This is a genomic window from Methyloversatilis universalis EHg5, assembly GCF_000378945.1.
GTDB classification, from domain to species: Bacteria; Pseudomonadota; Gammaproteobacteria; order Burkholderiales; family Rhodocyclaceae; genus Methyloversatilis; species Methyloversatilis universalis_A.
This window is the reverse complement of sequence record NZ_KB900539.1, coordinates 903,658-928,524: the sequence shown is the minus strand read 5'-3', so window position 1 is coordinate 928,524 and position 24,867 is coordinate 903,658. Positions and strand designations below refer to the sequence as shown.

Sequence of the window (24,867 nt, the reverse complement as noted above, 5' to 3'; positions counted from 1 at the left end):
GAAGGCACCGCAAGGTGCCTTCTGTCTTTTCAGGAACCCGATCGGTGATCGGGCCTTAATCCATCTACTTCGCTGCAGGCGCCGCGGCCGGTGCGGCCGGAGCCGGTACGGGCGCGGCCGCCGGCGGCGCCGGGGGCACGACCGGCGTGGGCGTCACGGTGACGCCCTTCGCCTTCATCTGCTCGATGTACTTGCCGGCCACCCTGTCCTGCGCCACGGCGAGCTGCTCATTCGCCTTCTTGGTCGCTTCGTCGGCCTTCGCCTTCTTCTCCGCCGCGGCCGCCTTCTGTTCCTCGGTCAGCTCAGGCAGCTTGGCCCAGGCCGCCGAAGTCAGCACTGCGCCCAGCAGCAGCACGATCAGTCTGTTCATTCGATCTCTCCTCTAGGTCCTGACGGCCGCCGGCGCCGACAGGCCGCCCGGCGTCTGTTCCATGCCCTGGTTCTGACGGGCGGCGTCGTACCACAGCTCGTGGTGCTCCTTCGCCCAGGTCTCATCGACATAGCCGGTCTGCATGCCTTCGAGCGCGCCTTCCATGCCCAGCGTACCAATGTAGATGTGCGCCAGCGACAGCGTCATCACGATCAGTCCGCCGATCAGATGCACCAGATTCGCGGTCTGCATCACCGCCCGACCCTGTTCGAAGTTCGGGAAGTTCAGCACCAGTCCGCTGGCGCCGACGGTGAGCGACAGGAACACCACGCCAAGCCAGAACCAGGTTTTCTCGCCGAAATTGAAACGGTGCGAGGGCACATGCTCGCCGCTGAGCAGACCGCCCGCCTTGCGTATCCACAGCGCGTCGATGGCCTGCCACACGTTGTCCTTCACGAACAGCACGATGAACAGCAGCACCGACAGGATGAATACCGGGCCGACGAAGTTGTGGATGTTCTTGCACACCATGGCGACCACCGCGAACAGCGAATAGCCGAACACCGGCAGCAGCACGTGCTTGCCGAACAGCATGATCAGCCCGCTCACCATCAGCACGCAGAACGAGATCGCCATGGTCCAGTGCGACATGCGCTCCAGCGTCGTGAAGCGCTGGATCAGCCGGCCGGTCTTCGGCTCGCTGAGCCGGATCTGGCCGCGCAGCTTGAAGAACACCGCCAGCAGCACCAGCATGGCCGAGAAGACGATGCCGCCGTACAGCGTGATCGGGCCATTGCGCAGCGCCCGCCAGGTCTGGCCGCCGGACTGGATGAGCACCCCGGTTTCCACACCCTTCACCGTGGTGAAGTGCGCTTCACCAGAGCGTACCTCGCGCCAGACCGGAGCGTTGTTCAGCGGCTGCACCTGCTGGCGCAGCGCCTGGTCCGTGGGCGGCGGGTCGGCCGCGAAGGCCGGACCGAAGGCCAGCGCGCACAGCGTGAGCAGCGCGCACAGCAGTCGCCGCCATACCGTCATGTCGTAAGCCATGAACGCTCTCCTAACCGTTGATGCGGCGATATTCGTTCTGGCTCTGGTTGCGCGCCTTGATGGCGGTTTCCCAGTTGCCCTTGTCGCCGGAGAAGGCCTCGTTGTCCCAGGGCTTGCCATCCGCCTTGCCCTGGTACTGGCCCTGCTTGTACACCACCACTTGCGACTTCTCGCCGCAGCCGGCCAGGCCGGCGGCGAGCGCGATCACACAGGCCGTTGCGATCAGCGGCTTCATGATTTGCCTCCTGCTGACGGTGCCGGGGCGGCGGCGGGTGCATCCGGCTTGCCGTAGGCGGTCGACCAGCCCCAGATTTCGGCGCCCTTGCCGCGGGTGAGCACACGCTGGCGGTAGATGTCAGCCAGCACGTCGGCATCGCCGCCGAGCAGCGCCTTGGTCGAGCAGACTTCGGCGCACAGCGGCAGCTTGCCTTCGGCCAGCCGGTTGCGGCCGTACTTGCGGAACTCCTCTTCCGAACTGTTCGCTTCCGGGCCGCCGGCACAGAAGGTGCATTTGTCCATCTTGCCGCGCAGACCGAAAGCCCCCGCCTGCGGGAACTGCGGCGCGCCGAACGGACAGGCGTAGAAGCAGTAGCCGCAGCCGATGCACAGGTCCTTGTCGTGCAGCACCACGCCCTCGTCGGTGCGGTAGAAGCAATCGACCGGGCACACCGCCATGCAGGGCGCGTCGGAACAGTGCATACAGGCGACCGACATCGAGCGCTCGCCCGGCACGCCGTCGTTGATGGTCACGACGCGCCGCCGGTTCACGCCCCAGGGCACTTCGTGTTCGTTCTTGCAGGCCGTGACGCAGCCGTTGCACTCGATGCAGCGCTCGGCGTCACAGATGAATTTCATTCTTGCCATGGTGTTCTCCTGTGTCTGCGTTGCGCCGTCAGGCCTTCATGATCTGGCAGACCGTGGTCTTGGTTTCCTGCATCATCGTCACCGAGTCGTAGCCGTAGGTGGTCGCGGTATTGACCGCCTCGCCACGCACCACCGGCGCCGCACCTTCCGGGTAGCTGTCGATCAGGTCCTTGCCCATCCAGTGGCCGGCGAAGTGGAAAGGCAAAAAAACGGTGTCCGGTCCGACCCGCTCGGTCACCATGGCCTGCACCTTGATCTGCGCGCCGCTGGGCGACTTCACCCACACCATGTCCTTGTCGCGGATGCCCCGGTCGTTGGCCGCCTTCGGGTTGATCTCGACGAACATGTTCTGCTGCAGTTCGGCCAGCCAGGGGTTGGAACGCGTTTCGTCGCCGCCGCCCTCGTACTCGACCAGACGGCCGGAGGTCATGATGAGCGGGTAGTCCTTGCCGACATTGGCGAACTGTTCCTGCACGCTCTTGTACAGCGTGGGCAGGCGCCAGAAGGCCTTCTTGTCCTCGTGCGTCGGGTACTTGGCCACCAGGTCGGCGCGCGGCGAGAAGATGGGTTCGCGATGCACCGGCACCGGGTCCGGGAAGTTCCACACCACCGCGCGCGCCTTGGCGTTGCCGAAGGGGTGGCAGCCGTGGTTCTTCATCGCGACGCGGATGATGCCGCCCGAGGAATCGGTCTTCCAGTTCTTGCCCTCGGCCTTCTTCTTCTCGTCTTCGCTCAGTTCTTCCCACCAGCCCAGCTTCTTCAGCAGCACGTGGTCGAACTCGGGGTAGCCGAACTGCAGGTCGGCCCCCTTCGACGCCGAGCCGTCAGCGGCCAGCAGGCTGGCGCCGTCCTTCTCCACGCCGAAGTTGGCGCGGAAGTTGCCGCCGCCATCCATCACGTGCTTCGAGGTGTCGTACAGATTGGGCGAGCCCGGGTGCTTCATCTCGGGCGTGCCGTAGCACGGCCACGGCAGGCCGAAGTACTCGCCGTCGAGCACGTAGCCGGTTTCCTTGTCGATGCCGCCCTTGGCCTTCAGCGTCTTCGGGTCGAACACCTGCATGTTGCGCATGTGGATCTTCAGCCGCTCCGGCGACTGGCCGGTGTAGCCGATGGTCCAGGTGCCGCGATTGATTTCGCGCAGGATGTCCGCAACATCAGGTTCGTTGTTGTTCACCTTCACGTTCTTGGTCAGCTGTTCGGCGAAGCCGAACTTCTGCGCGAACAGATACATGATGGTGTGGTCAGGCTTGGACTCCCACAGCGGCTCGATCACCTTTTCGCGCCACTGGATGGAGCGGTTCGACGCGGTGCAGGAGCCCTCGGTCTCGAACTGGGTCGCCGCCGGCAGCAGGTAGACGCCGTCCTTGCGGGCGCTGGCCGCCATCGCCGCGGTGGCCGACGGATAGGGGTCGATCACCACCAGCGTGTCGAGCGCCTTCATCGCCTCCAGCATGTCCTTGCCGCGGGTCTGCGAGTTCGGGGCGTGGCCCCAGAACACCACCGCGCGCAGGTTCGGGTCCTGGTCTATCAGTTCGTTCTTCTCGGTCACGCCGTCTATCCAGCGCGACACCGTGATGCCCGACTTCTCCATCAGCGCCTGCGACGCGTAGCGGCCCTTCAGCCACTCGTAATCGACGCCCCACACATTGGCCCAGTGCTTCCACGAACCGGTCGCGATGCCGTAGTAGCCGGGCAGCGAATCCGGGTTCGGGCCGACGTCGGTCGCGCCCTGCACGTTGTCGTGGCCGCGGAAGATGTTGGTGCCGCCGCCGGCCACGCCGACGTTGCCGAGCGCCAGCTGCAGGTTGCACATCATGCGCACGATGGCGTTGCCGGTGGTGTGCTGGGTCTGGCCCATGCACCACACCACGGTCGACGGCTTGTTCTTGGCCATGGTTTCGGCGATCAGCTTCACCTGGTCATCCGGCACGCCGCTCACTTCCTCGACCTTGTCGGCGGACCACTTCATCGCCTCGTCGCGGATCTTGTCCATGCCATAGACGCGGTCCTCGATGTACTTCTTGTCTTCCCAGCCGTTCTCGAAGATGTGGCGCAGCACGCCGTACAGGATGGCGATGTCGGAGCCGGAGCGGATACGCACGAAGTGGTCCGCCTTGGCCGCGGTGCGCGTGAAGCGCGGATCGGCGACCACGATCTTCGCGCCGTTCTCCTTCGCGTGCAGGATGTGCAGCAGCGACACCGGATGCGCCTCGGCGGCGTTCGACCCCATGAAGAAGATCGCCTTCGAGTTCTGCATGTCGTTGTAGGAGTTGGTCATCGCACCATACCCCCACGTGTTGGCCACGCCGGCCACCGTGGTCGAGTGGCAGATACGCGCCTGGTGGTCGCAGTTGTTGGTGCCCCACATCGACACGAACTTGCGCATCAGGTAGGCCTGCTCGTTGTTGTGCTTGGACGAGCCGATCCAGTACACGCTGTCCGGGCCGCTCTCTTCGCGCAGCTTCAGCAGTCGGGCCGACAGTTCGTTCAGCGCGTCGTCCCAGGACATGCGCACCCACTTGCCGTCGACCAGCTTCATCGGATAGCGCAGCCGGTGTTCACCGTGACCGTGCTCGCGGATCGACGCGCCCTTGGCGCAGTGCGCGCCCATATTGATCGGGCTGTCGAACACCGGCTCCTGCCCCACCCACACGCCATTCACCACTTCGGCGTCGACGGCGCAGCCGACCGAACAGTGAGTACAGACGGTGCGCTTCACCTCCACCTTGGCACCGGCTGCGGTGGCGGTCGCCGCCTCGGCGCGGCCGACCATGGAAAAGGGCAGTGCGGACGCGAAAGCGCCTGCACCGGCTGTGATGCCGGAGCGCTTCAGGAAGGCGCGGCGGTCCATCGTGCGCGGCGCGGAGGTGGCAGCATGAGCCGTCTGGGCCGGACGGGCCAGACGGGCAGCGCTGCGGCCGCCCCGTTCAGCCGCCGGGAGTTTGCGGGTCAGTGTCATGTCGACTCTCCTCGGATCAGACGCGGGCGGTGCGGTAGTAGGCCGCCACGTGCTCGGTCAGGCGGTATCCGCCCTGGTCGGCCTTCGCCGCGGTGTCGGTTTTCGCGGCATCGCTGCCGCCCGATTTCACCGCCACCACGGCCGCCGCGGCGCTCACGCCGCCGACGCCCGCGGTCAGCAGGAACTGACGTCGTTTCAGGTTGGCTTTGTCGGTCATTGCTCTGTCCTCCTGGTGATGACTGCCCGGTTTCGGGGTATGGCGCTCTTCAGTTGTCGTGAGGTCATGGGTCTATGCTCAGCGCCGCTTTCTCGACCTCGAAAAAGCAGCGTGCGTACTGCGAAACACGTCGATAGAAATTGGCGCCGGCGGCAGCCCCGACCGCATCGCACAGTCCGCCGTACCAGGGCTGCAGATGACGCGCAAAGAAGCGGTCCTGCAGCGCAGCACGGTCTGCGGCGGTGCGGCTGGCGTCGGTCAGCAGCAGGCGCATCACGTCGCACACCGCGGCGATGTGGTCCTCCGGCAGCGCCTCGCCCTGCGCGCGGGCAAAGCCCAGTTCGGCCAGATCGCCACGCAGCGCGGCCAGCGGCTTTTCATTGACGAAGCCGGCCAGATAGAAGGAGCCGAATACCGTGACCGCCGGCCGGCCGACACCGCCGAACAGCGCGTCGAATTCCAGCCCGGCGGCTTCGGCGTCCATCGCCGAGCAGGCGCCGCACAGCGCGTTCCATGCTTCGGCCATGCGCACCGCCTCGACGGCCGGCGCGTCCTCGTCGATCAGCCAGTCACCGGACGCGGCCATCATGTCCAGCAGCGCGTCGTCCGGCGCCGCATGGAACAGGCGCGAAATCAGCGCGTAGTGATTGGCGCGAGCCAGATCTTCGTCGCTGACCGGGTCGCGCACGAACTGCAGCGGTTCGGTGGTGTGCGCGCTCATGTGTCGAACACCGTGGTTTCGCCGCCCTTCGCCTTCATCAGGTCGATGACACGGCAATCGGCGCACATCTGCAGCCGGCGCAGCGCGTCACCGCCGGCGAACATCGAATGCGCCGAAAGCCGGCCGGTCATCGCGTCGATCATCTGCTTCGTGCCGAAGGGCGTGCCGCAGCTGATGCAGTGGAAAGGTTCGGCTTCGTTCAGCACGCGCTCGCGCCGCACTGCGTCGCCGATCAGCAGACGCGGCTCCAGCGACAGCGCGTTCTCCGGGCAGGTATTCACGCACAGGCCGCACTGCACGCAGTTGCGTTCGAGAAAGCGCAGCGCCGGCCGCTCGCCACCGTCCATCAGCGCCGAAGCCGGACAGGCGCCGACGCAGCTCATGCACAGCGTGCACGCGTCCTTCCTGATATTGACCGCGCCGAAGGGCGCACCGGCCGGCAGCGCGATGGCCTCCGCCTTCTGCGCCGCGTGGCGGGCCAGGTGATCGATACAGAACTCGAGCGCGCCGCGCTTCTCGACCGGCAGCGCAAAGCTGGCGGGCGGACAGGAGAACACCGGTGCAGCCACGCTGCCCAGCGCGTGGGTCAGCGCCGCCGGCTCGTCGGCGATGATTGCGACCAGTGCGGCACCCGGGTAGCCGAGCGCTTCCAGCACGGTGCGGCCCAGCGCGATCTGACCCGCTGTGGCTTCGCGGTAGGCATCCGGCTGATCGTCGTGCGACAGAATGACGCATTGTGCGGCGCCGTAGCACAGCGCCGCGAGCATCAGCTCCAGCCCGACCGACGCCACGTCATGCACCGCCACCGGCAGCACATCGGCGGGCAGGCCGCGCCGGCGTCCGGTCAGCGCAAGCAGATCCTCGCCCTGCTCGCCGCTGTGAAACAGCACGCGCGGCGCTTGGCCGCCTGCGGCGCGCCAGGCCTGCAGGCCCGCCTTCATGCGCACCGCAACATCGGACGCGGACGGGTAGGCGTAGCGCATGGCCCCGGTGGGACAAACTGTCGCACAGGCGCCGCAACCCATGCACAGATGAGGCTCGACGAACACGCCGTCGCCGTCGGCGCGGATGGCCGCGGTCGAACAGGTGTCGATGCAGCGGTTGCAGCCCTGCCTGCTGTTGCGGCTGTGGGCGCACACCGACTTGCGGTAGGTGAAGAACTTCGGCTTTTCGAACTCGCCCACCAAGCCGGCGAGCCGCTGCAGCGCCAGCGACTGGTCGAGCGGATCGCGACCGGGCGCGGCATAGCCCTGCGGCGGATGCGGCATGCGCAGCAGCGGCGGGTCATTGAGGTCCAGCACCAGGTCGTAGCGCTGGCTCTGCCGTGCGCCGATGGCGGCGAAATCGATGGCGCCCACGTCGGCACAGGCTTTCACGCAGGCGCGATGGCCTGTGCAGCGGTCCGGATCGATCTGGTAGTCGTAGCCGATGGCGCCTTCGGGACAGGCGTCGATGCAGGCGTTGCAGCGCACGCAGCTGTCCAGGTCGATGGCGTTGGCGCGCGACCAGCTCACGTCGAAGGCGCCCAGCCAGCCGCTCACCGTCACGTCGCGCCCGCTCACGACCGGCCAGTCACGGCGCAGCGGCAGTTCGCTGCCGTCGCGCGCGGTGATCAGCACATTGACCGCGATGTCTTCGCCGTACTGTCGCTGTGCTTCCGCCGCCCAGCCGAGCGCCGCACCGGCCGGGCCGATGATCAGCAGCTGGCCGCCCGAGTCGTAGCTCACCGCCGGCACCGGCGCCGGTTCGGCCAGACGCGCGATGGCCAGCCGGGCCGCCATCGCCGGCGTCGCATCGCTGCCACGCGGGCTGCGGCCGCCGATGTCGCGCAGGTTGATGAAGGCAAGACCGGCGCCCGCACCGGCGTCGTCGGCCAGCGTGCGCAGCAGCGCCGCTTCCTGGGTACAGCCGACGATCGCGTCCTCGCCGCCCAGCGAGGCGGCAAAGGCGGCCGCGTCGCGGCCGCACAGCTGGTGGGCGAGCTGAAAGACGGCCGGGTCGGCGCCGTCCAGCGCTTCACTCAGTCGCTTGATGTCGATCTCGACCGTGCCGTTGCAATCGCACAGCCGGACCGACTTGTGTGTGTTGTTCATTCAGTCGGGCTCCTCAGGCAAGGCTTTTGCAGCCTTCGTGCCAGAGAACCCGAGAAAGAAACGGACTATTCCGACCCTGAATGACTTCCGGCAACCGGGGGCGACACCGGCCTGTCCGGCTCCGGCCCGGGCGAACCGGCCTCCGCGCCCTGAGCCCCCTGCCCGCCCTGAGCGGCCTGCTCCGCATCGCCGGCGTCTGCCTGCGCGGACTCGCCGGGCGCGGCATCCGCTGCTTCGTCGTCGATCACCGCATCGGCGGCCCGCTCATCGGCGGCCTTCTCCGGGTCGCCGGTCGGCGGGCTGTCCGGGGTGGCGGTCAGCCAGTCCGCCGGCAGCGTGGGATTCAGCGTTTCCTTCGCATGCGCGAGCTGCGACACCATGGACGCCGGCAGCGGCTCGTACAGGTTGAAGTCCTCGATATAGACGTCCAGCCCGTCCATCGTGTTGAAGTGCGGCGTGTGGAACAGCTTCTTCAGCGCCGCCCGCTTCAGGCCCTCGTCCACTTTCTGGCCGAGGAAGGCGCGGTAGTCGGAGTCAAAGCCCAGCGATTCGAGCGGCGGCGGCTCGGCGGCCTCGTCCGGCAGCGCCTGCGCGGAGAGGGAGGGCGGCACGACCGCGTTCGCCTCTTCCGGGGGCGTCGCCACCGGCGGTGCGGGCGGCAAGGCAACGGCGGCGGCGGCCTCCCGCTTCAGCCGCGACCAACGGCCGAGGAAGCCCTTGACCGGATCATCGCTCACGACCGTCTCCATTCACCCCGCCGTAATGCGTGTTGCCGTCGCCGGTCTTCGCGAAGCGCTTCGGCTTGCGCGGCTCCGGCGGTTTCTGGAAGCGACGCGCGAAGTCCTCGACCCAGTCGCGCATGTCAGGCGGCATGGTCAGGCCATCGACCTTCTCCCCCGAGTCCATCCAGCGCGCCGCCTCGCCGTAACTGGCGCTGATCTGCATCGGCCGCACCGGCGGATCGAAGTCCTCGTCCGGTCGCCACATGACGAAGATGCGCGGCTCGGCAGCGGTCACGTTGAGCAGATAGTTGTCGGCCTCGTCGGTGTAGAGCGTGAGGTCGAGCGGCGGGAACAGCCACTGGATCGATTCGGCAGACTGTGCAAAAACCCTTGGCGCATCAGGGCTTTCCGGACCTTCGGGGAGAAGCGCGCGCGCTTCCCAGGCATGGTCTGCCCACTTGTTGTGCAGTACCCTGCGTTCCATAATCACTGCCAATCTGAGGGTGACGGGACTGGTTTCCACGAAATCTTCCTCTGCCTTTCTGTCAAACGGAGCCGGAGAAAAAACGGCTCACGCCGCACCGCCCATGAGCGAAAAGATCATACATCTGCTGGACATCCGCACTGCCGGCCGCACCGCCGCGCGGGTGCCGGAGACGCCCATTCCGGCGACCGGTACGCTGCTCGACACGCGCGGCCGCGCGGTGCGCGACCTGCGCATTTCGGTCACCGACCGCTGCAACTTCCGCTGCATCTACTGCATGCCGAAAGAGGTGTTCGACAAGGACTACCCCTATCTGGCACGCACCGAGCTGCTGAGTTTCGAAGAGATCGAGCGCATCGCGCGCATCTTCGTCGCGCACGGCGTGAACAAGCTGCGCATCACCGGCGGCGAACCGCTGCTGCGCAAGGACGTGGAAAAGCTGATCGAGCGGCTGGCGAAGCTGCCGGTCGAACTGACATTGACCACCAATGGCGCGCTGCTGAAACAGAAGGCGCGCGCGCTGCGCGACGCCGGCCTCACCCGCGTCACGGTCAGCCTGGACGCCATCGACGATCCGACCTTCCGCATGATGAACGACGTCGACTTCCCGGTCGCGCGCGTGCTCGAAGGCATCGACGCTGCGCACGCCGTGGGGCTTGCGCCGGTCAAGGTGAACATGGTGGTCAAGCGCGGCACCAATGACCACGCCATCGTGCCGATGGCGCGCCACTTCAGGGGCAGCGCCCACATCGTGCGCTTCATCGAGTTCATGGATGTGGGATCGAGCAACGGCTGGAAGATGGACGAAGTGCTGCCCAGTGCCGACGTGATCGCGCGCATCGACGCCGACATGCCGCTGGAGCCGATCGACCCGAACTACCCGGGCGAGGTCGCGCAGCGCTGGCGTTACCGTGACGGCAGCGGTGAAGTCGGCGTCATTTCGTCGGTCACCCAGGCTTTCTGTTCGTCCTGTACCCGCGCGCGGCTGTCGACCGAAGGCAAGATATTCACCTGTCTTTTCGCGACCGAAGGGCACGACCTGCGCGCGCTGCTGCGCGAGGGCCGCAGCGACGATGAACTGGCTTCGGCCATCGGCGCCATCTGGCAGCAGCGCGGCGACCGTTACTCCGAAATCCGCACCGCCGAAACGGCCGCGGCAAGAAAAATCGAGATGTCCTACATCGGTGGATAGTGTGCACAGACCCGAACTGACCGACGCCGCACGCCCCGCCACGATAGAAATCCCCGCCATCAACGAGCGCGGCGAAACGGTGCCGACCGCGATCGCCGGCGAACACCCGCTCACCGTCTATCTCGACAAGCGCGAACTGGTGACGCTGATGACGCTGGGCGGCGCACCCGAGGCGCTGGTGATCGGCTACCTGCGCAACCAGCGCCTGCTGCCGTCCATCGACCACATCCTGTCGGTGCAGGTGGACTGGGACGTGAACGCCGCCGCTGTCACCACCCGCGCCGGCGTGGCTGACCTTGACGCACGCATGGCCACCAAGACGGTGACCACCGGCTGTGGCCAGGGCACGGTGTTCGGCGACCTGATGGACGACATCGAACGCATCCGCCTGCCGGAAGACGCGCGCCTGACCGAGTCGACGCTGTACGCAATGCTCGACGTGGTGCGCAGGCACGAAACCATCTACAAGCAGGCCGGCGCGGTGCACGGCTGTGCGCTGTTCCGCGGCGACGAGCTGCTGTACTTCGTCGAGGACGTCGGCCGCCACAACGCGGTCGATGCGATCGCCGGCCACATGTGGCTGGATGGCGTCGAGGGCGGCGACAAGATTTTCTACACCACCGGCCGGCTCACCTCGGAAATGGTGATCAAGGCCGCGCAGATGGGCATCCCCTTCCTGGTGTCGCGCTCCGGGCTCACGCAGATGGGCTACGACATCGCGCAGCAGGTGGGCATCACGATGATCGGTCGCTCGCAGGGCAAGCACTACCTGCTGCTGACCGGCATGCAGCGCTTCGTGCGCGACGGAGAAGGCGCATGACGGAAAGCTCCGTAAGCGAGGCGATCACCGGACTGGTACTCGCCGGCGGCCTCGGCCGCCGCATGGGTGGCGTGGACAAGGGTCTGCAGGCCTTCCGCGACGAACCCATGGTGGCCCACGTGATCCGCCGTCTGGCGCCGCAGGTCGATGTACTCATCATCAACGCCAACCAGAACATCGAGCGTTACGCCGCCTTTGGCCATCCGGTGGTAGCGGACGCGATAGCCGGCTTCGCCGGCCCGCTGGCCGGGCTGCACGCGGGCCTGAGCGCCTGCACCACTCCGCTGCTGGTCACCAGCCCCTGCGACTCGCCCTTCCTGCCGCTCGACCTGGTCGCGCGGCTGCACGCGGCGCTGGAGCGCGAAGGCGCCGACCTCGCGGTGGCCATCACCGGCGACCAGCCGCATCCGGTGTTCAGCCTGGTGCGCGCGCACGTGCTGCCCGGTCTGACCCGATTCCTCGAAAGCGGCGGCCGCAAGGTCGACCTCTGGTACTCGGCGCTCAAGGTGGTCGAGGTGCCTTTCGACGACGACCCGGACGCCTTCGCCAACATCAACACGCTCAACGAACTGGCCGCGCTCGCCGCGCGGCCCGACGCCTCATGACTGATCGCTTCACTCCGGTCGCGGACGCCCGCGCCCACATCCTCGCCGCTTGTGCCACGGTGCGCGGTACGCAGCGCGTGTCGGTACGCGACGCGCTCGGCCGCGTGCTCGCCGCCGACGTCATCTCGCCGGTCAGCGTGCCGCCGCACGACAACTCGGCGATGGACGGCTACGCCGTGCGCCACGCCGATCTGTCGGCCGATGCCGAAACGCGGCTGACCGTGGTCGGCACCGCCTACGCCGGCCACGCCTGGGACGGCGAGGTCGGCCCGGGCCAGGCGGTACGCATCATGACCGGTGCCGTCATGCCGCGTGGCGCCGATACGGTGGCAATCCAGGAAACCGCGAAGGTGGACGGCGACGCGGTGATCATTCCGCCCGGCCAGAAGGCCGGCCAGAACCGCCGCCGTGCCGGCGAAGACCTGAAGGCGGGCGAAGCCGCGCTGCGCACCGGTCGCCTGCTGCGCCCGTCCGACATCGGTCTGGCCGCCTCGCTCGGCGTGGCGGAACTGACCGTGGTGCGCCGGGTGCGGGTCGGTGTGCTGTCGACCGGCGACGAGGTGATGTCCATCGGCGACGCGCCGCGCGAAGGCGGCATCTACGACAGCAACCGCTACACGCTGACCGCGATGCTGACGCGTCTGGGCTGCGAGGTGGTCGACCTCGGCGTCGCGCGCGACACCCGCGAAGCGCTGTCGGCCGCGCTCGAATCGGCGGTCGGCGAGGTGGACGCCCTTATCACCAGCGGTGGCGTGTCGGTGGGCGAAGCGGATTTCGTCCGCGAAATTCTCGCCGCACTCGGCGAAGTCACCTTCTGGAAGATCGCGATGAAGCCGGGCCGGCCGATGGCTTTCGGCCGGCTCACCAAAGGCGGCCGCGACACGCTGCTGTTCGGCCTGCCGGGCAATCCGGTGGCCACCATGGTCACCTTCTACTTCTTCGCCCGTGAGGCGCTGCTGACGCTGATGGGCGCCAGCCCCGTGCCAGCGCCGATCCGCTTCGACGCGATCAGCGGCAGCACGATGAAGAAGCAGCCAGGCCGCACCGAGTACCAGCGCGGCATTCTCGAACTGCGCGACGGACGCTGGCATGCCACGGTCACCGGCGCACAGGGCTCGGGCATCCTGCGTTCGATGTGCGACGCCAACTGCGTCATCGTGCTTGACGACCATGTCGGCAACGTCGCGGTGGGCGACACCGTGGGCGTCATCCCGTTCGAAGGGCTGATCTGAGGTGAGTGCCGACGGCGAATCTCCGCAGGACGCGCCGTCGCCCTATCTCACCGTGCGCGAGGCCGCGGCCTACCTGCACCTGAACGAGAAAACGCTGTACGCGATGATTCAGGACAGCGGCATCCCGGCCACCAAGGTGACCGGCAAGTGGCTGTTCCCGCGCAAGCTGCTCGACGACTGGCTGCTCGAATCCACCCACGGCGGCGTACTGGCCGACCGTCTGCTGATTGCCGGCAGCGACGACCCCTGGCTGGCGCACAGCATCGCCCGGCTGGCGCAGCGCGCCGACGACGGCACGCTGATCGCCTACAGCCCCTGCGGCACGCGCAAGGGCCTGGCGCTGCTCGCGCAGCGTCGTGCCAATGCCTGCCCGATCCACTGGGGCGAGGCACAGCACGCCACGCGCCGGCACGCGCTGCTGCTGCGCGAATACACCGGCAGTTCGAACTGGGTCATGGTGCAGCTGGCGCTACGCGAACAGGGTGTCATGCTGTCGCGCACGCTGGCGCCGGTCACCACCCTGCAGGACCTGTTCGCACGCCAGCCGGTACTGATACAGCGCGGGCCCGGCGCAGGCTCGCAGCATTTCTTCACCCAGGCCTGTGCCGCCGCCGGCATCACCGCGCCGGAGGCGGTGCAGACCGCCGCCACCGAACGCGAAGCCGCCTTCATGGTCGCCAGCGGTGCCGGCGACTGCGCACCGGGCACACGCGCCGCGGCCGGCGAGTTCAATCTGCACTTCCTGCCGCTGGGCAGCGAAGCGCTCGACCTCGTCATGCCACGCACCCTCTACTTCCGCGCCCTGCTGCAGCAGCTGCTGGCCGAACTGACCAGCGACGACAGCCGCGACCTCGCCGAACGGCTGGGTGGCTATGATCTGGCGCCGCTGGGGCGGCTGCGCAGCGACGGCGGCGCAGCCTGACCCCGAATACTCAGTTCGCGCAGTCCTTGTCGCCCTCGCGGCACCCCGATCCGGTCGCGCTATCGCCCAGCCCGACCAACTCGACGGTCAGGATGGAGTTGCGCTCGCGTTCGCTGCGCGAGCCCGACGCCGTCGGGCCCTGTGCATCGGCAGCCGCCTTGTTGCTCTCGGCCGGCGGTGCGGCGGCCGGAGCAGGTGCCGTCGCCGGCGCCACCGTGACGCTACCGCTGAGACCGCCCTTGAAGTTGTCGCCGACGATGCGCTCGGCCACCACGAACACGTTCGGTCCGCCAAAGCCCGCGTCCTGAGCGATCACCGCACCGTCCGGCGCGAACACGTAGAGGTCGGTGTTCGTCAGGTCGATGTCCGGCGACTTCTGCAGCGTCCGCACGCCGGAGCCGGACACCGAGGCGCTGATGTCGAGTACCACCAGATCGCCGCGGATGACCACCTGCGGCGGCGGCGTGGCCGACGCGGTGCTGGAGCCACGGCCCGCGTCGATGTTGCCAGAGGAGGACCAGATCTGGATGTCGCCGCCGCCCATCGAGAACACGCGTGACGGTCCGACCTGGAAGTCGTCGCGCGAAATCGCATTGATTTCGCCGGCGCCGATCGCGAACACGCCCTGCCGTGACGGCGCCACCGCAGTCGCGCCCGAGCCGGCCACACCGACGTTGATGGCCCCGCCGGGCGCCATCAGATCGACATTGCCACCCTGTTCCGACTTCACCTGGCTGGCGAACAGATTGATGTCGCCTCGGCCACTGCCCGGGAAGGCGGCGGCGATCGCGTCATAACCAGGCTTGAAACCGTCTTTGCCGGCGGACAGCAGGTCGCCCAGGCGACCGGCGTACCGGATGCCTTGGTTCAGCAGCGTCGACAGCAGCGGACGCTGCGCGTCGTAGAAGCCATCGCGCACCGCGGCAGGCAGTGCGTCGAAGTGCGCGATCAGCTGCGCGTCGGTGGCGTCACCGTTGCCCGGCTGTGTGCGCATCCAGCTCACGATGGCGCCGTCGAGGCGCTGCAGCGTATCCAGCATGCGCGCGCGTTCTTCGTTGCGCACCCGGATCACGTCCGCCTTCAGCGTCTGACGGGCGGTGTCGTCGCCCGCAGCGGCGGCAAGGAAGTCCTCGACCGACGCAGCGCCGGTTTCCTTCAGCAGTACCGCGTCGAACGGATCGTTGCCCGAGCCACCGCGCACCGACAGCATCAGCGCCCTCAGCGCAGCACCGTCGAAACGGCTTGCGCCGGCCTGTACCAGGATGGACGCGCCTTCTTCCGGCAGCGCCGGATTGTCGTAGTTGCCACGGGTGACGATGCCGAATGAATTAGCCAGTTCGACGCTGCCGCCTGCAATCACCTCCAGCTTGCCGCGGCCACCCACCTGTATGCCTTCCGACACGTCGCCGCTCGGCACGCCGGCGGTCTCCACCGCGCTGAACCGGATATTGCCGCCCGCGCGGATGCGGGTGAGATCGCTGGTCGAGAAGTGCTGCGCCCGCAGCGTCAGGTTGGTGATGTCGCCCCCCGCTTCAGCCAGCACCGGCTGGGGCGAATACAGTGCCAGCAGCAGGTCGGAACCGCCGAAAGGCACGGTGATGTCGCCGTCCTCCGCCACCAGACGTACCGGCGTCACTACGCGCGCCTCGTTCAGCGTCGCGTCGTGCGCCAGGCTGCCAGCCACCAGCGCGGTGCCAAGCAGGCGGTCCAGCGCACGGTCGTTCACGCTGACCGCCGGATTGAACGCGGAGGGCACCGCGGACGGCGCCATGTCGGCAATCTTGATCTGGCTCGCGCCGCCGTCGGCGGTCGCCAGCGTCAGGCTGCCGCGCGCGGCGAGCAGCACGTCGTTACGGGTGGAAGGCATCAGCACCATGCCGTTGCCGACCGACGCGTCGCCACCCATGGCGACCAGCGACAGCGACGCCGGCAGCAGCGGCCGGGTGCCCACCCACAGATCCAGCGCCCCCCACGGCTTCTGGGTATTGCCCAGGGTCGCGCTGCCGCCGTAGCTCAGCACATCGACCCGGTTGTCGCTGGCATAGCGCGAAAAATAGCTTTCGCGGCTGCCGGTGATGCTGGCCGCCAGCTGACGGCCCATCGTGGCCGAGGCCACCGTTTCGAGCTGGATGCTGCCGGCGGAACGCAGCGTGGCTGACGCGTCGCCCAGCACCAGCACCGACCCTGCGCCATTGTTGCGTGCGCTGCCGAAGCCACCGGCGGCCTGCGCCAGCAGCGTGCCGCGGTCGACGTAGAAGCTGGCGCTGCCGATGTCGCCACCCGCCGCCACCGCGATGTCGCCGCCGCCCAGCACCTTCAGGTTCGCCGGATCGGGCACCGTGCCGCCGTCGCCGAACAGCCGGCCGCTGGTCGCGGTCGACACGCCGACGTTGCGGATGTCGGCACCAGCACGCAGCGAAATGTCGCCGCCACCGAAGGTCGCGATGCCCTGGTCGAACAGGTCTATCCGCGCGTACCAGGTCGGGTTGCGCAGCGAACCGGCGCTGCCCGACACCAGCGTGCCGGAGCCGTCGTCGGCCAGGCGGCCCTGACGGAACAGCCAGCTGCCGACCGACTGCGTGCTCTCCGGCGCGCTCACGCTGCCCTGCGCCTGGATGCGGATGTCGCCGCCGTTGGTGGCGTACTCGGCGCGCCGGTTGCCCGAGCCCGCCACATTGAGCTGGGTGGACACGTCGAAGGCGGCGCCGCGCGCGTCCTGATAGCCGGCGGTGTAGATGGCCGATTTCGCGCCCGCCAGTTTCAGGTTGCGGCCGGTAGCGATGTCTATCGTGCCGGCGCCGGTCCGCACCTGGGCGTTGGCCGCCACGGTCAGATCGCCCTTGCCGGTGGCGTCGAGCACGGCGCCCTCCTGCAGCGACAGCGCGTGCGCGGCCGCGGTATCCGCGCCGGAGGCCAGGCGGAAGGACCACGCGGTATCGCGGGTGCCGAGATTGAAACGGCTGGCGGTGAGGCCGCTGCTGGTCAACGCACCCAGCACCGGCGTCGTACTGCCGGTCGCCAGCGCACCGAAGCCGTCCGACAGCGTGCCATTCACGTTCAGGTTGCCGCCGGCCCGCACGGTCAGCGTGCCCGCTTCGGTGCCGCCCAGATAGGTGCGGGTGGCCAGGTCGGTGGCGGCGATCGCGAAATCGCCGCCAGTGCGGAACTCGACTGCCGGACGCACATGGAACTGGGTGCCGGACGCCGGGTTCGCCGCCGGCAGGCCGAGTGCGCTGCGCAGGGCCGACACGTTGCCGCTGCTCATGAAGCTGTTCGAATGCGTGTGGGCGGTCGCCATGTCCAGCGTGCTGCCGGCGTAGATGCGCGTGCCCTCGATGAATACGTTGCGTGCCCCGCTCACCGCGGCACCGACATTGCCCTGCACCGCCACGGTGGTGTTGCCGACCCGCTCGCCGCGCAGCGTCACTTCGCCCTGGCGCGCGGCACTGTCGGTGACCACGCCATCCACGGTCTTCGAGGGGGTGCCGACATCGATGCGCGCACCGTCGGCAATGCGCACGACGCCGCCCTTCGCGGTGCCGGTTTCGCCGCCGGCGCTGAACGGACTGGCTTCAATGATGACGGTACCGCCCTCGCCCGCCGAACCTTGGGCGGCAGCCACCCAGGCGGTGGCCCGGGCATCGAGGCGCGCGTTCGAAGTGAGCACCACATTGCCTGCGCCTTCGCTCGCGCCGGCCACGTAAGACGCGACCGGTCGGGCCGTCAGTTCGATGCGGCCGCCCTTGTCGACGCCCGACGCGTCCAGCGTTCCCCCTACGGTGATCGAACCGGCGTCGGCCGACAGCGCAATCTCGCGCGCGGTCAGGGTGCGGTCGATCCGGGTGTCGCCGGTGCGCACGCGTGCCGACCAGCTGCGGGTGAAGTCGCCGGTTACCGCCACCATGCCGTCAAGCGAGGCCGCGTCATGCGTATCCAGCGAGAACTCGCCACCGGCGCTGCCGCCGGCCGACGCCGCCTTCAGTGTGCCGGTGGCGACACGCACGTCGCCCTGAGGCGCCGACAGCGACACCGACCCGGCCTCGCCGCCGCTGGCCGCCGATACGTCGATCAGTGCGCCGGTGCGCAGGTCCACATCGCCGGTGCGCGACGCCAGCACCACGCTGCCGCCGGGGGTCGCCACGGTGCGGCCGAGATAGTCCTTCGCCACGCCGGCGGCAATGATGCGGCCGCCTACGCTGACATCCTGTTCAGCCTGCAGCGACACGCGACCGGACGGCAGGTCGATCAGCGTATCGACCACGATGTCGCGCGCGGTCACGGCCAGCGATGCGCCCACGCCACCGCCGCCCGGGGTCGCGGCCGCGCCGCCGCTGTCCATCGCCAGCCCGCCGGTGACGTCGATGCGCACCTCGGCACCGGTCCGGGCCGCGATGCGCGGCGTCGTCAGGTCGAGTCGCGCGGCATCGACCGAGTACTGGCCCTGGCCGGCAAGCATGACTGCGCCGCTCGCATCGACCTTCACCGCGTCGTAGCCGCGTATCGCAAAGCCGCTCGTGCCCGGGCTGGCTGCCGGCGTGTCGCCCAGCGACAGGGTGCCGGCGCTGATCTGCAGCGTGCCGCCGTCGAGGCCGGCTGCGAACGCGTCCGCGCCGCGGGCGCTGCCCGCGCTGTTCGACAGCACCACGTTCTGCGCCACGATGCGCTGGCTGCCCCCGTTGTCCCGGTAGCCGCCGATGCCCACCGCGTCCAGCGTGAGGGTCTGCAGCGCCGATGAACCCAGGGTGACGTCGCCATACAGATTGAGACTGCCGTAGGACTTCAGCGTCAGACTGGCCGGGTTGCCCAGCGCCGCGAGCGCGGCGGTGTCGAACACCAGTCCGCCGACACCGGCATCGACCTCGCCGACGCTGATGGTGGAGCCGGTCATCGCCAGCGCGCCACCGGCATCCGGCAGCTTGATCACGGCGCCAACGTTTTCGGTGCCCAGCGTGCTGTCGAGCACCACGCTGCGTCCTTCGATGCGGGCATCGCGGCCCAGCGTGAGCGTGCCACGCTGTCCAGCCGGCGCCTCGCGCAGCGGCAGTGCCACGTCACCGTTGCTCACCCGCAGCAGCGCGCCATCGGCGTCGGCACCGCTGCCGACCACGGCCAGCACCTCCGGCCGTGCGGCACCGCTGGCGGCGATGCGGCTGCCGTCTTCCAGCGTCACCGCGTCGCGTGCGGCGACCACCACATCGGGGGCCGACAGCACGCTGCCGCGGGTGTCGATGCGCACGCTGGACGCACCGTACTGCGTCAGTCCGCTGTCGTTCTGGTCGCGCAGATCCAGGCCGCTCGCGCCGGTGGCCGGATCGCGGCCGGTACGGGTGCCGCCCAGCACCAGGCTTTCGGCATTCAGCGCATTGAGCTGCGCCACATCGATGCCGACCTCGCCGGCGCGCGCCTGCGCGCCGCCGCCGAGCACGGCCAGCGCATGCGCCGCGATATCGACCTGTGCGCCGCGCGCGCTGGCGGCGTGCGCCGTGTCGAGCACGCCGGCCAGCTGCAGCGCACTGCCCACCTGCAGCGACAGGCGCGCGGCGTCCTGCGTGCTGCGGCCGTCATCGAACACGTCGCCGGTCTTCGACAGCGTGTATTCGGCCAGCTTGCCCACCTGTTCCGAGGTGTACAGGCGGGCCACATAGTTCTTTCCGCCGGAGGCGTTGCCGGTGGCGGTGATGCGTGCATCACGCGCCGCCACCTGCACCGATCCGTCCGCGGTCACGACGCTGCGGCCGGCCACCACGTCCTGGCTGTCGCGCGACACCTTCACCAGCAGGGCGCCCGGCAGCAGCGCATAGCGCGCCGGCAGCAGGCTGTAGGTGCCGGCGGGTACGCCGTCGATGCCGCCCATCAGCGTGATTGCATCCCCCGCCTTGAGGCCGTTTGCGTCATCGGCGTAGATCGCCGCGTCATGCGGCGCCCAGCCGCTGCCCAGCGACGGCAGGATGGCGTAAGTGTCCTTCGTTTCGGCCGCCGACAGCACGTCGCGCGAGCCGCCGGTACCCGGAATCCACTCCCAGGCCTGCAGGTCACCGCCACCGGACAGATCGACCCGTGCCGCCGGCGCATCGCCGCGGGCGCCCGCCACGTTCACGCGGTCGCCGTTGAGGGTGATCGCCGGCTGCGGTGTCGCGTCCAGCGCCAGCGGGTCCATGCCGCTGATCAGATAGACCCACTCCTGTCCGCTCAGCGTGGTCTGGCCGTAGGGCAGCAGCAGACCGGCCGCCGACACCGAGGTCACGCTGCCGGCGCTCAGGTCCACGGTGCCGCCCATGGCACCGGTGCGGGTGGCCGACGCCATGCTGCCGCCGGTGCGGGTGATGTTCTGCGACAGCAGGCGGATCTGCCCCATCGGCGCCACCACGCGGCCGGCCTGCACGATGTGCGGCGCGGCCAGCGTCAGGTCGCCCAGCGCCGAATAGACCACGCCCGGCGTACGGCCCGACGGGCGCACCGTCAGCACGCCCTGGGCATTGTTCTGGATTTCGAAAGCGTACTTCGAGGCGGTGGTCGGATAGACCTGGGCCGCGGTCAGCGTAAGATTGCCGCTGGTGGCCAGCGTGCCGCCCTCGGCGAAGTAGGCGGGCGCGGCACCGGCGCGCAGATCGCCGGCCGCGTTCAGATCCACCGTACCGAAGCCGCTGGCCGCCAGATTGCCGGTGACCGAAATGAGGTCCGCATTGAGCGACAGCGCACCGTCGCCGGCCGCCCGCGACGTGGCCTGCGCGTGGTCCTTCTGGTCGCGTCCGCGGTTGTGCCAGTCGATCACCGCGGCGGACAGCGCCACGTCGGCACCGTTGCGGCCGACGATGTTGGCGGCATCGATGTCCAGGCGGCCGGCGATGTCGAGACGGGTGTCGCCGTCGAACGCCACCGAACCGTGCGCGCTGGTGCCGACCGCGCCCAGTTCGACGTCGATGATGCCGCTGCCGGCCAAGCTGCTCAGCACGAAGGTGCCGCGACCGGCGAAGCGCGACGCATCGGGCGCCACGCCCGCCAGGAAAGCATCGGCGCCGCTGGCGCCGGACTGGCGCACGGTCAGCGTGCGCGGCCCGGTCAGCGCCGGATCGATGGACAGCGGATCCAGCCAGGCGTAGCCGGCCTGCTCCAGCCGCACCGACAGCGAGCCGCCGGCCGCGGCCGCACCGCCGGCGCGCGCCGACAGCAGCGGATCGAGATACAGGCCTTCACGCGCGCTCAGCGCGATGTGGCCGCCGTTGCTGTCGATGACCGTGCCGGTCAGCCCGCCCAGGCTGCGCTGCATCAGCGTGGCCCGGGTGCCGTCGGCACGCAGCTGGGCACCGGACTGCACCGCCAGGTAACCGCGGCGGGCAGCGAGCGTGATGCGGCCGCCATCCAGCACCTCGCCGTCGGCGTAGGGCAGATCTGGCGTGCGCACGAAGGTGCCGCTCACGTCCAGTTTCGCGCTGCCGGCGAGCACCACAGACGCGCCGGTGTAGTAGTCGCCCTCGGCGGTATCGACCGTGCCCGGCGCCACCTGGTCCAGCGTGATCGAGCCGCCGGGCGCGGTGATCGTGCCGGCCACTTCGATGCTGCGGTTGCCGGTGAGCGTGACCGAACCGCCGGCATCGACCTCGACCCGGGCGCCGGCCAGCACGCGGACCGCGCCGCTGGTGTTGGACAGCGCACGGACCGTCAGGTCCACGCCGTCATCGCGGCGCTCGCGTTCGAGCACTGCGGCGCGCCCGACGCCGGCCAGCGAATCGCGCGACGCGGCGGGCAGGCTGTCCAGCCGGCGGGTGGCCACCTGAGGCGCCAAGCTGACCGCGCCGCCATCGGCGCGGCCGATGGTGACGCCGTTGCCGCCATCGATCGTGAAGTCGTCGAAACCGTACTGCGTGAACAGCGCGTCCGACAGGTAGAGCGTGCCGTCGCGCTGACCCGAGGTCTGCCCGTCGTAGGCGATGCGAGCGCTGCGCAGCGCCAGCGATCCGCTGCCGCCGGAACGATCCAGCCAGCTCACGCCGTAGCCGCCGAGCGCGCCGCCCAGCGTGAGGGTGCCGAAGTAGTCACCCAGCGTGCCGCTCTCGCCGGACGCGCTGGTGAGGCGGGAACCGGCCAGCAGCGCGATGCTGCCGGCGTCGCCGAGATGGATCTTGCCGTCCAGCGTGCGTCCGCCACCGGCCGATACGTCGATGCGGGCGCCGTCCGGAAACACCAGATTGCCGCGCGCGTCGACCGTGACGCTGCCACCGTCGTAGGCGAGGTACTGCGGCGCGCCATCGCGCGTATCGCGGGTCCAGCGGCCGGCGGTGGAGATCGACGCCTGCTGGCCGAAGCGCACGCTGCGTTCCGACAGGCGCAGACCTTCGTCCGGCGCGTCGGTGGTGAGCTTCACGTCACCGCCGGCGGCAGTGATCGTGCCGTCGATGTCGAAGGCGGTGGCATGCAGATCGAACAGGCTGCCGTCGGTCCACTTGCCGCTCGCAGCATCGCGCCGGGCGGTGGCACCGATGTCCAGCGTCACGTCCTGCGGCAGCGTGACGCGACCGGCGCCCTGCAGGCTGAACACGCCGATGCCGCCACCGGCGAACAGGTCGCTGCGCAGCCACAGTTCGTCCGGCAGCGGCGACGTCGCGCTCACCGTGCGCGAGGCCGTGCCATTGACGAAGCGCACGTTCTGCGGCGCGTCGCCATTGGTCAGCGTGAGCAGCAGCTGACCGGCCTGCGGCACGCCGACGGTCTGGCTCACGCCGGGCGCCACCCAGCGCGTGCCCAGCTCGCGCTGGGTCAGGCCGATGGTGCGGGTCGCGGTGATGCGGCCATCCAGCACCATGCCGGACGCGCTCACGTCCATGCGCCCGGCGTCGCGTCCTTCGACCACGCTGGCGACGCTCCGGGTGCGGTCAGCCACGCCGGTGTAGATGCGGTCTGCCTTCGCGTCCTCGACCGACTGGCTGCGCCCGTCCGCCGAGCGCACCACGCTGTAGCCCACGGTGCCCGCGCGATAGGTGACGGTGCCGCCGGACAGGTCCACGCTGCTGCCGCCGTTCATGCGCACGTCGCCATCGGAGGCGAGCACGAAGTGACCACCGGCCACGCTCTTCTCGTCGATGGTGCGCTCGATGCCGCCGATGTAGCCGGACACGTCGAACAGCTGGGTGCCCTTGCGGGTGTCCACCCACATTTCCTTGCCGAACAGCGCCTTGCCGTACTCCGCGTCGCGCAGCAGCGGCGCGTCCTTCACCTCGTCGCCACGCAGTTCGACCCGCACGATTTCGCGGTCGGCGTCCGCCACCGCATCGACACCGGACAGGTCGATGCGCGCACCGGCGCCCACGTACACCGACGGCGTCACCGCAGGATTGCTGTCCACGCCGCGATCGCGGTGAGCGGTCATGCGCAGCGTGCCGGACGGTGCATGGATGGTGGCGCCGGCGGCGCCGGGCGCGGCATCCTCGAGCACGATCTGGCGACCGTACAGATTCACTTCCGAAGGCCGGAACAGCGCGTCGTCGCGCACGGTGACGTCGCGGGTCGCTTTGTCCGGACTGACGTCGATCACGCTGCCGGCCGCCAGTTCGATGCGGCCGGTACGCTGACCCACCGGCACCGATTCGCCGTCGGCCAGCCGTGCCGCGTCCGGGAACATGGCGTCGCTGTCGAGCGCGGCCACGTTGTCGCGCGCCTTCAGATACACGGTGCCGTTCAGCGTGACCGAGGTGGTGGCGCGGGCGGCGCCGGCATGACGGATGTTCAGGCCGACCAGCGTGACATTGCCGCGATCGGACAGCAGTTCGCTGGCGGCTTCGGTCGTGACCTTGCCGCCGTTGTCGACCTCGACCAGAAAGCCGCGCAGGCGGCTGTCCAGCGGATCGGCGATATACACCTTCTCGCCCGCAGCCAGCACCACCTGGCCCTCTTCCGCCTCGATGCGGCCGCCATTGCTCACGTTCGGCGCGGCCAGCAGCACGCGGCCGTTCTTCGCAGCGACGATGCGCGCACCGGGCGCGACCGCAATGTCACCGGTCGGCAGGCCGGCGCGGTTCGCGTCGTCCCACAGCGCGAAGGCCGGCGACTGCGCGCCGAGCGAATTCAGCGCACGCGCCAGCAGTTCGTCATTCAGCTTCAGCGTGGAGCCGACCAGGCCGCCGACGTCCACCTGCGCATTGGCGCCGAACAGGATGCCGGCCTGGTTGAAGATGAACACCTGTCCCTTCGCGGTCAGCGCGCCATCGATCTCGCTGCGCGGACCGCCCGGCGCCACCACGTTGATCGCCCGCATGGCGGCGCTCGACTGGTCGAAGTGCACCGAATTGCCGCGACCAATATTGAAGCTCTGCCAGTTCAGCATGACCGCGTTGCCGGTCTGGTGAATCACCATATTGTTCGCGGTCTGCGACACGGTGGCCGAACCGGGCAGCCGCGCGTCAACGAAGTTCTGCGCCGCCACCGGCAGCGCGCCGGCGGCGAGGGCCTGCGGCGCGAACGCGAGCGACAGCGCGGCCGCGAGCGCGGCGCGACGGACACGACCCGCACTGCGCTTGCCGCGCGCGGACACGTTCTCGGCCACCGGCACCCAGGCGCCGATCAGTTCGTTGAACACCAGACGGTAGCGATCTCGATTCATTGCGGACTCCTGCGGCCCTCGGAAC

At 69.0% G+C, this 24,867-nt stretch carries 16 protein-coding genes; 5 read left to right on the top strand and 11 right to left on the bottom strand.

Annotated features, from left to right (window positions below; genetic code table 11):
- Positions 1-64: 64 nt before the first annotated feature.
- From METUNV2_RS0104240 to METUNV2_RS18885, 10 genes are all read right to left on the bottom strand, one after another.
- Positions 65-370: a hypothetical protein gene (locus METUNV2_RS0104240; protein WP_008064930.1), complete on the bottom strand. Its 306-nt coding sequence runs from the start codon at positions 368-370 to the stop codon at positions 65-67.
- A gap of 12 nt (positions 371-382) precedes the next feature.
- On the bottom strand, positions 383-1,417 hold the full coding sequence (locus METUNV2_RS18895) for a formate dehydrogenase subunit gamma (protein ID WP_018228261.1): 1,035 nt from the start codon (positions 1,415-1,417) through the stop codon (positions 383-385).
- A 10-nt stretch (positions 1,418-1,427) separates the two neighbouring features.
- Positions 1,428-1,652: a hypothetical protein gene (locus METUNV2_RS0104230; protein WP_008064927.1), complete on the bottom strand. Its 225-nt coding sequence runs from the start codon at positions 1,650-1,652 to the stop codon at positions 1,428-1,430.
- A complete protein-coding gene (gene fdh3B, locus METUNV2_RS0104225; protein WP_026187856.1) occupies positions 1,649-2,281 on the bottom strand; it encodes a formate dehydrogenase FDH3 subunit beta in 633 nt (210 codons plus the stop codon). Before fdh3B ends, METUNV2_RS0104230 begins: the two co-directional genes overlap by 4 nt.
- Positions 2,282-2,309: 28 nt before the next feature.
- On the bottom strand, positions 2,310-5,240 hold the full coding sequence (locus METUNV2_RS0104220) for a formate dehydrogenase subunit alpha (RefSeq protein ID WP_018228259.1): 2,931 nt from the start codon (positions 5,238-5,240) through the stop codon (positions 2,310-2,312).
- A gap of 16 nt (positions 5,241-5,256) precedes the next feature.
- Entirely contained in the window at positions 5,257-5,457 is a 201-nt protein-coding gene (locus tag METUNV2_RS0104215; RefSeq protein WP_018228258.1) for a hypothetical protein, read from the bottom strand.
- A gap of 64 nt (positions 5,458-5,521) precedes the next feature.
- Positions 5,522-6,178, bottom strand: a complete 657-nt coding sequence (locus METUNV2_RS0104210; protein WP_018228257.1) for a TorD/DmsD family molecular chaperone — start codon at positions 6,176-6,178, stop codon at positions 5,522-5,524.
- Positions 6,175-8,271, bottom strand: coding sequence for a 4Fe-4S binding protein (locus METUNV2_RS0104205; protein ID WP_018228256.1), 2,097 nt, complete (start codon positions 8,269-8,271; stop codon positions 6,175-6,177). Before METUNV2_RS0104205 ends, METUNV2_RS0104210 begins: the two co-directional genes overlap by 4 nt.
- 65 nt (positions 8,272-8,336) lie before the next feature.
- A complete protein-coding gene (locus METUNV2_RS19330) occupies positions 8,337-9,008 on the bottom strand; it encodes a DUF3306 domain-containing protein (protein ID WP_232415605.1) in 672 nt (223 codons plus the stop codon).
- A complete protein-coding gene (locus METUNV2_RS18885; protein ID WP_232415604.1) occupies positions 8,998-9,516 on the bottom strand; it encodes a DUF3305 domain-containing protein in 519 nt (172 codons plus the stop codon). Before METUNV2_RS18885 ends, METUNV2_RS19330 begins: the two co-directional genes overlap by 11 nt.
- Positions 9,517-9,580: 64 nt before the next feature.
- On the opposite strand from METUNV2_RS18885, the gene moaA reads away from it, so the two are divergent.
- From moaA to METUNV2_RS0104170, 5 genes are read left to right on the top strand one after another with little or no spacing between them, the layout of a single operon-like run.
- A complete protein-coding gene (gene moaA, locus METUNV2_RS0104190) occupies positions 9,581-10,669 on the top strand; it encodes a GTP 3',8-cyclase MoaA (protein WP_018228253.1) in 1,089 nt (362 codons plus the stop codon).
- Position 10,670: 1 nt separating this feature from the next.
- On the top strand, positions 10,671-11,489 hold the full coding sequence (locus METUNV2_RS0104185) for a formate dehydrogenase accessory sulfurtransferase FdhD (RefSeq protein WP_018228252.1): 819 nt from the start codon (positions 10,671-10,673) through the stop codon (positions 11,487-11,489).
- Positions 11,486-12,094: a molybdenum cofactor guanylyltransferase MobA gene (mobA, locus tag METUNV2_RS0104180; protein WP_018228251.1), complete on the top strand. Its 609-nt coding sequence runs from the start codon at positions 11,486-11,488 to the stop codon at positions 12,092-12,094. Before METUNV2_RS0104185 ends, mobA begins: the two co-directional genes overlap by 4 nt.
- On the top strand, positions 12,091-13,326 hold the full coding sequence (gene moeA, locus METUNV2_RS0104175) for a molybdopterin molybdotransferase MoeA (protein WP_018228250.1): 1,236 nt from the start codon (positions 12,091-12,093) through the stop codon (positions 13,324-13,326). The genes mobA and moeA overlap by 4 nt, the downstream gene beginning before the upstream one ends.
- A gap of 1 nt (position 13,327) precedes the next feature.
- Positions 13,328-14,248 carry a helix-turn-helix transcriptional regulator gene (locus METUNV2_RS0104170; RefSeq protein ID WP_018228249.1) on the top strand — a complete coding sequence of 307 codons (921 nt, stop codon included), beginning with the start codon at positions 13,328-13,330 and terminating at the stop codon, positions 14,246-14,248.
- Between the two features lie 10 nt (positions 14,249-14,258).
- On the opposite strand, the gene METUNV2_RS0104165 is transcribed toward METUNV2_RS0104170, so the two are convergent.
- Complete coding sequence (locus tag METUNV2_RS0104165; RefSeq protein WP_018228248.1) at positions 14,259-24,842, bottom strand: two-partner secretion domain-containing protein; 10,584 nt, start codon at positions 24,840-24,842, stop codon at positions 14,259-14,261.
- Between the last annotated feature and the right edge of the window lie 25 nt (positions 24,843-24,867).